Consider the following 11,934-nt stretch of genomic DNA (forward strand, 5'->3'; position numbering starts at 1 on the left):
CGCATCGACGATAATATTGCGCCGAAAATCTCATGTTCTTTCCAACGTTCCACTATCAACTCGCAGGTATTCTCCGTGAAAACGCGTCTTTCCGGTTTCGAGGTGCTCGCGCTGGGCTTCATGACCTTCGCTCTGTTCCTCGGGGCCGGCAACATCATCTTCCCGCCGCAAGTCGGCCAGGGTGCCGGAATCGCCTTCTGGCCCGCGGCACTGGGCTTTCTGGTCACTGGCGTCGGCCTGCCATTGCTAGGCATCGTGGCTGTGGCCATCGTCGGCGGCGGTCTGGACCGACTGACCTCGCCACTACCCAAGGTGGCAGCAATGCTCTTCGGCCTGGGCATCTATCTGTCGATCGGCCCGCTGTTCGCATTGCCCCGTACCGGCACCGTGGCCTTCGAGATGGGCATGCGCCCCTTCATCGACTCCGCTCCAAGCACCGGCCTGGCCATTCACTCGGTGCTTTTCTTTGGCCTCGCCACCTTGCTGGCGTTGTCGCCCGGCCGGCTGGTCGATGTGATCGGCAAGTGGATCACCCCCCTGCTGATATTCCTGCTGATGGTGATCGCCGCCGCCACCTTGCTCTTTCCTCAGGGGCCGCTGGGGCCGATCAGCGAGTCCTGGGTCGATGCGCCCTTCGCTCAGGGTTTTGAAAACGGTTACCTGACCATGGACACCCTGGCCTCGCTGGTCTTCGGCATCCTGATCGTCAGCGCTATCCGCGAGCGCGGCATCGAGGATCGCCGCACCCTGATGCGCTACACCCTGATGACCGGTGTGATCGCCGCGACCTGCCTGGCCGCGGTCTATCTGCCCCTGGCCTACATGGGCGCCACCAGCCATGAGGTAGCGGCCGGTGCCGACAACGGCACACTGATTCCCACCTATGTGCAGGCGCTGTTCGGCCCGGCCGGCCCAGTGTTGCTGGCAGTGATCATCACCTTGGCCTGTCTGACCACGGCGGTTGGCCTGCTGACCTCCTGCGGCGAGTACTTCCATCGTCTCTTCCCGCGTCTACCCTACCGAGTGATGGTCATCGTCATGGGCGCCTTTTCCGCCCTGGTGGCCAACCAGGGGTTGGATAGCCTGATCCGCGTCTCGGTGCCGGTACTGGTGGCCCTCTACCCACCGGCCATCGCCCTGATAGCTCTGTCTATGCTGCGCAGGCAGTTGGCGGACGCGCCGCGGGTCTTCTCCTGCACGATGGGGCTGACCTTCGCCGCCAGTCTGCTGGACGGCCTGGCCGCCAGCGGCATCGAGACACTGGTGAAGCCAGCAAGCACCCTGCAGGCCATGCTGCCACTAGGCGAGACAAGTTTCGGCTGGGTGCTGCCGGCCGCCGCTGGCCTGCTGCTGGGCCTGGCCATTAGTCGCCGCAGCGGCGTCTCGCTGGACCCGGCACTCGCCGACTGAGACCACCAAGGGGGCCCTTAGGGGCATGCGACATGCCGGAGCACTAAAAGCGCCAGAGCACTCAAGGTGCCCAACGCAAGACGCCCGCTTCCCATCGGAAGCGGGCGTCGTCGTTTAGGCGGCTCATTCAGGTGAGTCGTTCAGGCGATTCTTGCAGACAACCGCATGTGGCTCAGAAGCGGTAGCTCAGGCCCGCCATCACCACCACCGGGTCGATCTCGACGGTGCCGGCATCGCTGCCGCCAACCTTGGCATCGGTATCGATGTCCAGATACCAGGCCGCCGCATTGAGCGCCCAATGATCATCGATCACCAGATCGACCCCGACCTGACCCGCGGCCCCCCAGGAATCATCGAGCTCCAGGGTTGAGCCATCGACCTTTTCATCGGTGAAGGTGGTGTAATTGACGCCCAGTCCGGCATAAGGCTGCACGCGTGCCTGGGTGCCGCCCAGCGGATAGTACTGCAGGGTCAAGGTCGGCGGCAGGTGCTTGGTAGAGGCCTGGTTGGCACCATTCAGCTCAATGTCGTGTTCGAAGCGCTGAGCGGCAAGGAGCTCGACACCCAGCTTGTCGGTAAACCGATAGCCCAGGGTGAAGGCGGCCGCACTGTCGCTCTGCACGTCCACGTCAATGGCACCGTTGGAGAGGGTGCCGTTGTCGCTCTTCGGCGTGACCTTGGCCACGCCGAAGCGGGTGAAGATATCCCCGACGCCATACTGGGAACCGGCAGCGAGTGCATCGCTTGAATGGACAGCGCTGGCAGCGACCAGGCCAGTGGCGAGAACAGCAGTGAGGACAGAATAACGCATGACTCGATTCCTTTTGATGTCGAGGCAGCCATGGCTGCCGAAAAAGACATCCCGAGTCTACTCAGCGAGAAAGGGGCAAATATTGATTCAGCGCAAGACCGGAAGGCTCACCGCCCGGCCTGCGACAATACACCCCGTCATCAGCGCCAGCGCCACGGCCTCAACGGTTATCGAAGAAAATGAAGCCAGTGGAATGGTTGAGCAACATCAGCGCGCAGCCAGTAACAACACCGAGTAAAACACCCAGTGAGAAGCGCCAATGACTAAGCTAGTAAGCATTAGGTGAACTCAGCGCGGCGTGTGCCGGTGCAGGCCAAGGGCCGCCAGGCTTTCATCGTCGAGTTCCTCAACGACCTCGACCCGTGCCAGCTCAGCGTGGTACTGCGCCGACAGGAAGGCCTCACCCGCCAACAGGTGAGCAAGATACTCCCTCGCCGGCCGCAACGACTCAGCGGTGCGCTCTGGCTGGGCGACGTACACCCACGCTTCGATGGGGCCTTCGTCGGTGAGCACGGATTCACGTACCCGGGTGTAATCGTGAGGATGCCCTTCGAAAGGATCCATCAGCGTGATCTGGTCGGGATGGGTCAGCTCGAAGAGCGCCCCCTCGACCCGCTGCCCCCGGGCCGGATGGACGTTGGCATGCGCAATCCCCGGCACCTTGGATGCCTTGTCGAAGCTCAGCCGATAATCATCCAGCACCCCGGCCAGGGCACGCCGGGTCTCGCCGATCCGCGCATCGACTCGTGCCACGTTCATGTTGCTGCCATAGGCAAAGTAATAGGGCATGCGGTTCTCCTGGCTTTAGCGACCTCAGGAGGCCTCGTTGATCACCTGATCGACTTCCTCGATGGCCTTGACCACTAACAGGCGATCACCGGCACGCGCCTGCTCCTGCTTGAGATACACATCGGCCGCCGGTGCCACATTGCAGCTGGCGGGCAGTGCCGCTTGCGCTGCAATCATGGCATCGAGGCGGGCGATGAACACGAAGCGCAGCCACTGGGGCAGTGACATGCTGTCGACACAGAACGGCTGCTGGCTGGCCATCGCTTCGGTTGAGGGTTCTTCCACCCGCCACAGGTCTGAGGCCTTGAGGGTTGCTTCCAGACGGCGAACCGCCTCGTCGAGTTGCTGGTGAACGCTCATAGTCTCTCCCCAATCAAAACCAAAACAGGCCATTATCCCGGGCAAGCCTCGGCTTGGCCAGTCGTTGCTGGCTTAGCCCTCCAGTGGCGCCTGATTTGCCAGCACCTTGCGCAGAAAGTCCCGGGTGCGTGGATCACGAGGCGCCGAGAACAGTTCAGAGGGCGGCCCCTGTTCGACAATGCGTCCACCCTCCATAAAGATCACTCGATCGGCCACGTCGCGGGCAAACGCCATCTCGTGAGTCACCACCAGCATGGTCTGACGTTCCTCGGCCAGCTGTTTCATCAGTCCCAACACCTCCTCGACCCATTCCGGGTCCAGCGACGAGGTCGGTTCATCGAACAGGATCACCTCGGCCTGGGCCGCCATGGCGCGCCCTATGCCGACACGCTGCTGTTGTCCACCTGAGAGCGAGGCCGGATAGGCATCCGCCTTGTCGGCAAGACCGATACGCTCGAGAATTTCCCGTCCGCGAGCATGTGCCTTGGCCTTGGGCCAGTGATTGACCACGATCAGGCCTTCGGTGATGTTCTCAAGCGCCGTCTTGTTGGCGAACAGGGCATAGTTCTGGAACACAAAGGCAGTGGCGCGACGCAGCGCCAGGATATCCGCCTTGCGCGGGCGGGCGGCATTAACGTCGAGGTTGCCGATACGAATCCGCCCAGCATCCGGCCGTTCGAGAAAATTCAGACAGCGCAGCAGGGTCGACTTTCCCGTACCGGACGGGCCGATCACCACGATGATTTCACCCTGCTGAATTTTCAGGTCGATGCCGTTGAGCACGACGCTGTCCTGAAAGTGTTTGATCAGTCCTTCTACCACCATCATCGTTGATAGGCCTCGTTGAATCTTGCCTCAAGGCGCCGCTGCAGCCAGGCCAGCAGCTCGACTATCCCCCAGTAGATAACAGCGACCGTAATGAAGGCTTCAAAGTAGAGGAAGCTACCTGCGGCCTCCTTTTGGGTGGCCCCCATCAGCTCCGTCACGCCCAGGGTAAAGGCCAGCGAAGTGGCCTTGATCATGTCGATGAAATAGTTCATCAACGTCGGTACTGCGATGCGGGTAGCCTGGGGCAGCACGATGCGCCGCATCAGTTGCGCATTGGTCATGCCGATCGACAGCGCCGCCTCGGTCTGACTGCGGTCCACGCCGACGATGGCGGCACGGATTGATTCCGCCATGTACGCAGAGAAGTGCAAGGTCAGACCAAGAATGGTCGCGGTAATGCCATTGATCTCGGTCAGCGCACTAAACAACTGGGGCAACCCGTAATAGAACAGGAACAGCTGGACCAGCAGTGGCGTGCCGCGGAAGAACGAGATGAACAGCAGCGTGGCCGCATTCAAGCCGGGAATCGCCAGCACCCGGACCACGGCCAGCAGACAGGCCAGCACCAGGGCCAGCACCATGCCGGCCCCGGCCATTTCCAAGGTCAGTGGCAGATAGCTCAGCAGGATCGGCACCAGCCCAAGCATGTAATCAACGTCGAGCACACTCATCATGACTCCCGGTTACGGGCGGGTGATATCGGTGCCGAACCAGCGTTCGGAGATCGCGCTCAGCGTACCGTCGCTGCGCAACGTCGACAGCGCCGAGTTGACTCGATCACGCAGTTCGCCGTCGCCCTCCCGGAACGGCAGAGCATTGCGGATCTGGGAGAACGGCTGACCGGCGAGCGCCAGCGGTAGCGGTTTTTCCTTGATGACCTGGCTAGCACTGACCCGGTCCATGACAAAGGCATCGACCCGCCCCAACGCCGTGTCCTGCTCGATATTGCTTTCGTAGGTGCGAATGTCGATCTCGTCGGCATAAGGCAAGGCTTCGAGCAACGCTTCGTAATTGGAGCCCAGATTGACTGCCACCGACTTGCCGCGCAGGTCCTCGACGCCATGGATACTGTCATTGCCGCGCTTGACTACCACCTGGGCACCGTCATAGACGTAGGGCTCGGTGAAGCGGTACTTCGCCTCACGCTCATCGGTGATGGTGATCTGGTTGGCAATGGTATCGATGCGCCCGGACTCGAGCATGCCGAACAGGCCGGAGAAGTTGGCCGTCACAAACGTCACCTCGACGCCCATCTCCTTGGCGACGGCCTCCAGCACATCGACTTCAAAGCCCTTGAGCTCATCCTGTTCGACGAAGGTGAAGGGGAAATACCCGCCGGACATGCCGACCTTGAGAGGATCGTCGGCCTGGGCCAGCCCGGCAGTGGCGAGTGCAGCGGCACCCAGCAGAGAAAGAGTGAAGGAACGCAGCATGCGTGCTCTCCTGAATTGAGTTTAAAGAGATCATTAAGTAATAAGCCATTATAAAGCTTATTACCCTTTGGAACATAGGTCAGGTAAGGCTTACCTACTAGATTTTACTGCTACACCTAACGGCGAGGCGTCCTCTCTTCCTCCACCACTGCATCAACGACATCGCATCACCGACATCGCATCAACGACCCTGCATCAACGCCCCACCCCATGCCACATAGTGCTTCCCTTGTAAGGCAACGGCCATGCCGTGCAACTTCCCATCTCAGAGTGACATCTATTCGTCACGCTATTGTCATGCACAGAAACACTGAAAAGAACTGTGGATAACCATTGGACAAGCGCGGCTTACCGGGACGTCATGGGGCCTAGGGATGACTGGGTAATTTTTATACAACCCGCGGTTTCTCCCCAGCTCGGGACTGCCAAGGGAACCGGCATAAGTGATAGAGTGGCCGCTTGATTATGGGAAGGTGCCATGCAGCCAATTTTGACGCTTCACGACTTCTTCACGCGCAGCGGCGCCCAGGTTCGGCTCTATCATATGGGCCGGCGCTTGGCACCCTGTTCGCTCGACGAGCTGGCGGCCTTCGAGGCCCAACAGCAGCCTTGGCCGAGCCCCTGGCAGGGGCAGGCGCGACTGGCCTGCATATTCACGCTTGGCGATGCCGAAGAGCCGCTGATCTGGTTCCTGTCACTGCCACTGGACGAGCAGGGATATCTGGTGGCCGCTCCTCGGGATGCGTTCATCCAGCGTCTGCTCGAGACCCTAGGCCACAGCGTCTCGACGCTGGGCAAGGAGCACCAGGTAGACAACCTGATGAAAGACAACCCGCTGGCCTTCGCACCCTCGCTGCAGCTTCAGGCGATGCTGCACGCCCGCGCCAACCAGGATATGGATCGCCCGGGCAGCCAGTATCTCGAGTTCGCTGAAGACTACCTGACCGGCGCCCAGAGTGATGTTCCATCAGAGCACCAGGACGACCTTCAGGGCAATCAGTGGCAGGCGCTTGGCCTCCAGGGCCTGGCTGACTTCGCGACACGCCACGACACCGACCAGGCTCATGCCCTGGCCCAGCGGCTGCCAAGGCTGCCCAACGAAGTCCTGCATTCGCTGTGCTATTGCCTCGAGCATGTCAGCCTTGATGCCGCACTGATTCAGGCGCTGCGCGCACGCGGCGAGCAGGCGGCAAGCGCTGGTGACATAGAGACCTTCTGCGCCTGCGTGCGAGCGATGGGCGCAAGCCAGGATGACAGCGTCGGCGCCTGGTACGGCAAGCTGCTGGACGATTCGGCCGCCTGTGGCCCGGACCTGCTTGCGGCGATCGCCGCTCGCGGCTGGGAGCATCTGGAAGACGCCCAGCGCCTGCCGCGCTATCTCGAGCGCCTGGCCGAGCAGCCGTCGGTAGACTTCACCGCGATGGTCAAGGATCTGGCGTTGATTCCGCGGCTGCGCCTGCCGCTGCTGATGCAGTTGCGCGATGCGCCGCCCGACTCACCGGTCGGTCAACGGCTCGCCCACCTTCACCACTGACGCGGAGGGGTCATGAAAGCACTGCCCTATCAGGCCAAGGCGGTCATCGGTCGCCGAGAAATGGTCACGCTTCCGGAACTGGGGCTGACCCTTTGCTGCAAGGCCGACACCGGCGCCCGTACCTCGGCCCTGCATGCCGAGGACATAGAGACCTATGAGGAAGGTGGCCACGTCTGGGTCAGCTTCGTGACCCGGGGCGGCGGACCTGATAGCCCGGCCCACCCCGTGCGCCTGCACCTGCATGACCGTCGAATGGTGACCAGCTCCAACGGCCAGTCTGAATGGCGCTACGTGGTGCGCACGCGCTTGCAGATGGGTGAGCTCGACTTCATGGCGGAGTTGAGCCTGACGCACCGCGGCGATATGCGCCACCCGATGCTGCTCGGCCGTCGTGCCATGCGCCGCCTGCTGGTTGCGCCCGGCGCCGCCTTCCTTCACGGCGAGCCCTGACTTTTTTACAAGGACCCGATGCATGCATATCGCCCTGCTTTCCCGCAATCGCCACCTGTATTCCACCCGCCGCCTGATCGAGGCAGCGGAGCAGCGTGGCCATAGCATCCGGGTTGTCGATACCCTGCGCTGCTACATGAACATCACCTCGCACCGGCCCTCGATTCACTACAAGGGGGCGGAACTGGAACCGTTCGACGCTGTGATTCCGCGTATCGGTTCTTCAGTGACGTTCTATGGCTGCGCGGTGCTACGCCAGTTCGAGATGATGGGCACCTATGTGCTCAACGACAACGTGGCGATCACTCGCTCACGAGACAAGCTGCGCTCTCTGCAGCTACTGTCGCGAAAGGGTGTGGGTCTGCCTGTCACCGGCTTTGCTCACTCTCCCGATGACATCCCTGACCTGATTACCATGGTCAAAGGCGCCCCTCTGGTCATCAAGCTTCTGGAAGGCACCCAGGGCATCGGCGTGGTGCTGGCCGAGACCAACCAGGCGGCCGAGAGCGTGATCCAGGCCTTCATGGGCATGAAGGCCAACATCATGGTTCAGGAATACATCAAGGAAGCCAAGGGCGCCGATATCCGCTGCCTGGTGATTGGCGACAAGGTGATAGCCTCGATGAAGCGCCAGGCAGCGGAAGGCGAGTTTCGTTCCAATCTGCACCGGGGCGGTAGCGCCAGCGTGATCCGCATCACCCCGGAGGAACGCTCCACGGCGATCCGGGCCGCCAAGGCCATGGGCCTGCATGTGGCTGGGGTCGATTTGTTGCGCTCCAATCACGGGCCAGTGATCATGGAAGTCAACTCATCGCCAGGGCTTCAAGGCATCGAGACGGCCACCGGCAAGGACATCGCCGGTCAGATCATCGAGCACCTGGAAAAGCATGCCGCCCCGAAACTCAAGGCCCCGCCCAAGCCCAAGGGCTAGGGTGGCACTCTCGGGCTAGCCCGCCCGAGAGTTTTTTATCGCCCAGGGGTAGCAAAACACTGTTTCCCCACGCACAATCTGCGTCACCGGAGGAGGTGACTGCTCATGTTTCTCGATAATCGCCAAGTGGCGATGGACAGCTTGCTCGAAGCGCTGGCCGATAGCCTCGACTATTTCCAGGACAACATCGAACGCCTGCGTCCGTCGCTGCGCGAAGTACTGAAGCCGCACTACGAGGCGCGCAGCAAGGACATGCAAAAGCTGCAGACGCTGGCCAAGCGTCACCTCAACCTGTTGCCCAGAGACGCCGATGTCGAACGCGACGACTACATGTGGCTGTGGAGCCGGCTGAAGAGCTTCGTCGGCAACGATAGTCAGGTGCTGATCGGTGAGCTGCTCGAACAGGAACGCGTGCTGATGCAGGCCCTCGCCACGCTGCATACTCATCCGCTGCCCGACTCCATCGAGCCGGTCATGGAGCGCTGCTGGAAGGGCTGCCGTAAGCTGATTCGCGAGCTGTATCAGCTGCAGAAAGAGAACCGCTAGCCTCCCCTGCGCCTTCGGGCCCGCCCGCGGGGGACGTCACGTCAGCGTCGACTCCCCCTGACGTACTGTTCTGCCCTTCTTGCTCCTTCTCCTCCTGCAGGCTCTTTCCCTTTTGCAGATGCTGTGATACCGCCACCGCCTGCGCCGATACCCGTGGCGGCTTGGCAATCACCAGTGGCTCTTCGGGTCCCAGAAAGTAGGCTTCCCGCCCCCAGAGATACAGATCGCCGAGCGTGGCCAGTCGCGCCAGCCACTCCCGGGCGCGCAGCCGCCAGATACCGTCCGCCTCTTCTTCCTGCACCGCGCAGCCTTCGACCTTGAGCCCCAACGCATCGGCGATGAACATGGCCCTGGGCAGATGCCAGGCCTGACTGATCAGCAGCGCGCGCTCGACGTCGAAGACCGCCTGAGCGCGCACCAGGGTATCGAAAGTGCTGAAGCCCGCATAATCCAGCGTCATGTCGACATCACGCACGCGAAGAGCACGCAGCTCTCGCCACATGCTCACGGGCTCGTTGTAGTAGCGGGTGCGGTTATCGCCGGACAGCAGCAGATGATCGACGCGTCGGTCGCGCATCAAGCTAGCAGCGGCTTCGATCCGCGCCGCGAAATAGGGATTGCGCCCGCCCTGTCGGCTCCAAAGCGAGGTGCCGAAGACGATGCCTACCGGCGCTTCGACACACTGCGACAGCTGATGATCAATACGGCCTCGCGTGCGCTCGACCATCCACAGATTGGCCGCCACCCCAGCGATTACCAGGCATACCACCAGGGCGCCCAGCGTCATCAGGATGGCCCTGAGGCCCACCCCCCATTTCCGGTACATGCAAGCTTACCCTTTGCTGTCCAGCACCCCGGGGCGCATGGCGTTTGTTCCGACGCCCGGCCCGGCTCACCGGTGGTGCTTTCCCCCGCGTTCAGGGACGTCATCTCACGGCTATATGACACGCACGCTACTATGTCCGCTACCATCAATCCATGGCGCGTGGGTCCGGTCGTGAAACCTTAGAACATGCCCAGTTCGAGCCGGGCTTCCTCGCTCATCATCTCGCGACTCCAGGGCGGGTCGAAGACGATTTCGACATGGACCTTGCTGATCTGCGGGGCGCCGAGGATCTTGTTGCGGGCATCGGCAGCGATCACATCACCCATGCCGCAGCCCGGCGCAGTGAGCGTCATGCGCAACGTGACGAGGCGCTCGCCGGTCAGCAGCCGCTCGATGCGACAGCCATAGACCAGGCCCAGTTCGACGATATCGACCGGAATCTCCGGGTCGAAGCAGGTGCGTAGCTGGTCCCAGACGAACTGCTCGATCTGCTCTTCGCTGGCGTCCTCGGGCAGAGTCGGGCGCGGCAGTGACTCGAGACCCAGGGCATCCAGATTGGCGCCCTCGATCAGAAACAGGCGGCCCTCGAAGGCCACGCTGACGGTACTGCCCTTAGCCTGCATCACCGAGACAATGCTGTCCTCGGTCAGCGTCACGGTCTTGCCGAAGGGGATGGAGATAACCTCCACATCCCGCTGCAGGGGCATTTCCTGGCCCTTATAGAGCTCTTCCACTTGTTCCATGGCCGACATTTGGCTCCTCCGGGGTCAGTTAGCGCACCATGCCGATCACCCGCTCCAGAGACTCGACGAAGATGTCGATCTCCTCGGGGGTGTTGTAGGCGGCAAAGGAGGCGCGACAGGTGGCATCGACACCGAAGTGTGCGAGCAGCGGCTGGGCGCAGTGATGACCGGTGCGAATCGCCACGCCAAGCTGGTCGATCAGCAGGCCGATGTCCTGACTGTGGGCGCCCTCGACCACGAAGGACATCACGGCCGCCTTGCCGGGAGCGGTGCCCAGAATCCGCAGGCCGTCGATGCGCGAAAGCTCCCGCGTAGCATGCTCGGTGAGGCGATGCTCCCAGGCACGGATCAGCGGCAGACCGATGCCGGACACCCAATCGAGCGCCGCGCCCAGAGCGATCACCTCGGCGATCGCCGGGGTGCCAGCCTCGAACTTGTGGGGAATATCGGCAAAGGTGCTGCCGGCCTCGAAGGACACGGTCTTGATCATCTCGCCACCACCCTGCCAAGGCGGCATGGCGTTCAACAGGGCGGCTTTGCCGTAGAGCACACCAACGCCTGTGGGCCCGTAGACCTTATGCCCGGAAAACGCATAAAAGTCGACGTCCATGGCCGACACATCGACCTGCTCATGGGGCGCCGCCTGGGCACCGTCGACCAGGATCAGGGCGCCATGGGAGTGCGCCACGCTTGCCATCTCGGAGACCGGATTAACGGTGCCGAAGGCGTTGGATACGTGGTTCACCGCCACCAGGCGAGTCCGTTCGGTGAAGAGATCACGGTAGGCGGCCTGATCGAGCACGCCACGCTCATCGACCGGGATCACCTTGATGGTGAAGCCGATCTCCTTGGCCAGCAGCTGCCAGGGCACGATGTTCGAGTGGTGCTCTAGCTGCGAGATCAGCACCTCATCGCCGGCCTTGAGATTGGCCCGGCCCCAGGTGTTGACCACCAGATTGATGGCCTCGGTAGTGCCACGGGTAAAGATGATCTCGCGGATCTCGCGGGCATTGATGAAGGCCCGCACCTTGTCACGGGCACGCTCGAAGGCAGAGGTCGCCTCATCAGACAGGGTATGCAGGCCACGATGGATATTGGCGTTGTAGTGCCGATAGTAGTCGTCGAAGACCTCAATCACCTGCCGTGGCGTCTGGCAGGTGGCGGCGTTGTCGAGATACACCAGCGGCTTGTCGTGAACCTCCCGGTCAAGGATCGGGAAGTCGCTGCGTACCTTGGCCACGTCCAGCATCAGGTCACTGAAGTCAGTCATGAC

The 11,934-nt window shown here is 62.0% G+C and carries 14 protein-coding genes; 5 read left to right on the forward strand and 9 right to left on the reverse strand.

Going from position 1 to position 11,934, the window contains the following annotated elements:
* Positions 1-75: 75 nt before the first annotated feature.
* Positions 76-1,410: a branched-chain amino acid transport system II carrier protein gene (gene brnQ, locus BCL93_RS07245; RefSeq protein ID WP_220086249.1), complete on the forward strand. Its 1,335-nt coding sequence runs from the start codon at positions 76-78 to the stop codon at positions 1,408-1,410.
* Between the two features lie 172 nt (positions 1,411-1,582).
* On the opposite strand, the gene BCL93_RS07250 is transcribed toward brnQ, so the two are convergent.
* The 6 genes from BCL93_RS07250 to BCL93_RS07280 form a co-directional block, all read right to left on the reverse strand.
* Positions 1,583-2,221: an OmpW/AlkL family protein gene (locus BCL93_RS07250; protein ID WP_112054588.1), complete on the reverse strand. Its 639-nt coding sequence runs from the start codon at positions 2,219-2,221 to the stop codon at positions 1,583-1,585.
* 288 nt (positions 2,222-2,509) lie between these two features.
* Positions 2,510-3,010 (reverse strand): gamma-glutamylcyclotransferase family protein, encoded by a 501-nt coding sequence (locus tag BCL93_RS07260; RefSeq protein ID WP_112054591.1) that lies wholly within the window; start codon positions 3,008-3,010, stop codon positions 2,510-2,512.
* 24 nt (positions 3,011-3,034) lie between these two features.
* Complete coding sequence (locus tag BCL93_RS07265) at positions 3,035-3,370, reverse strand: YqcC family protein (protein WP_112054593.1); 336 nt, start codon at positions 3,368-3,370, stop codon at positions 3,035-3,037.
* A 72-nt stretch (positions 3,371-3,442) separates the two neighbouring features.
* Positions 3,443-4,198, reverse strand: a complete 756-nt coding sequence (locus BCL93_RS07270) for an amino acid ABC transporter ATP-binding protein (protein WP_112054595.1) — start codon at positions 4,196-4,198, stop codon at positions 3,443-3,445.
* Entirely contained in the window at positions 4,195-4,869 is a 675-nt protein-coding gene (locus BCL93_RS07275; RefSeq protein WP_112054597.1) for an amino acid ABC transporter permease, read from the reverse strand. Before BCL93_RS07275 ends, BCL93_RS07270 begins: the two co-directional genes overlap by 4 nt.
* A 12-nt stretch (positions 4,870-4,881) precedes the next feature.
* The gene (locus BCL93_RS07280) at positions 4,882-5,631 is read right to left on the reverse strand and encodes an amino acid ABC transporter substrate-binding protein (protein WP_112054598.1); all 750 of its coding nucleotides are present in this window, start codon (positions 5,629-5,631) and stop codon (positions 4,882-4,884) included.
* Between the two features lie 478 nt (positions 5,632-6,109).
* Between BCL93_RS07280 and BCL93_RS07285 the strand changes: the two genes are divergently transcribed.
* From BCL93_RS07285 to BCL93_RS07300, 4 genes are all read left to right on the forward strand, one after another.
* Entirely contained in the window at positions 6,110-7,165 is a 1,056-nt protein-coding gene (locus BCL93_RS07285; protein ID WP_112054600.1) for a DUF3549 family protein, read from the forward strand.
* 12 nt (positions 7,166-7,177) lie between these two features.
* A complete protein-coding gene (locus tag BCL93_RS07290) occupies positions 7,178-7,615 on the forward strand; it encodes an ATP-dependent zinc protease family protein (protein WP_112054601.1) in 438 nt (145 codons plus the stop codon).
* Positions 7,616-7,637: 22 nt separating this feature from the next.
* Positions 7,638-8,546, forward strand: coding sequence for a 30S ribosomal protein S6--L-glutamate ligase (rimK, locus tag BCL93_RS07295; RefSeq protein ID WP_112054603.1), 909 nt, complete (start codon positions 7,638-7,640; stop codon positions 8,544-8,546).
* A gap of 105 nt (positions 8,547-8,651) precedes the next feature.
* Positions 8,652-9,092 carry a hypothetical protein gene (locus BCL93_RS07300; RefSeq protein ID WP_112054605.1) on the forward strand — a complete coding sequence of 147 codons (441 nt, stop codon included), beginning with the start codon at positions 8,652-8,654 and terminating at the stop codon, positions 9,090-9,092.
* Here the strand turns inward: BCL93_RS07300 and BCL93_RS07305 are convergent.
* The 3 genes from BCL93_RS07305 to BCL93_RS07315 form a co-directional block, all read right to left on the reverse strand.
* A complete protein-coding gene (locus BCL93_RS07305; protein WP_258396073.1) occupies positions 9,019-9,918 on the reverse strand; it encodes a SanA/YdcF family protein in 900 nt (299 codons plus the stop codon). The two genes, BCL93_RS07300 and BCL93_RS07305, sit on opposite strands and share 74 nt — an antisense overlap.
* A 179-nt stretch (positions 9,919-10,097) precedes the next feature.
* A complete protein-coding gene (sufT, locus tag BCL93_RS07310; RefSeq protein ID WP_369700286.1) occupies positions 10,098-10,661 on the reverse strand; it encodes a putative Fe-S cluster assembly protein SufT in 564 nt (187 codons plus the stop codon).
* Positions 10,662-10,689: 28 nt separating this feature from the next.
* Complete coding sequence (locus BCL93_RS07315) at positions 10,690-11,931, reverse strand: cysteine desulfurase (RefSeq protein ID WP_112054608.1); 1,242 nt, start codon at positions 11,929-11,931, stop codon at positions 10,690-10,692.
* Positions 11,932-11,934: the final 3 nt, after the last annotated feature.

The organism is Onishia taeanensis, from assembly GCF_003268885.1.
Classification (GTDB): domain Bacteria; phylum Pseudomonadota; class Gammaproteobacteria; order Pseudomonadales; family Halomonadaceae; genus Onishia; species Onishia taeanensis_A.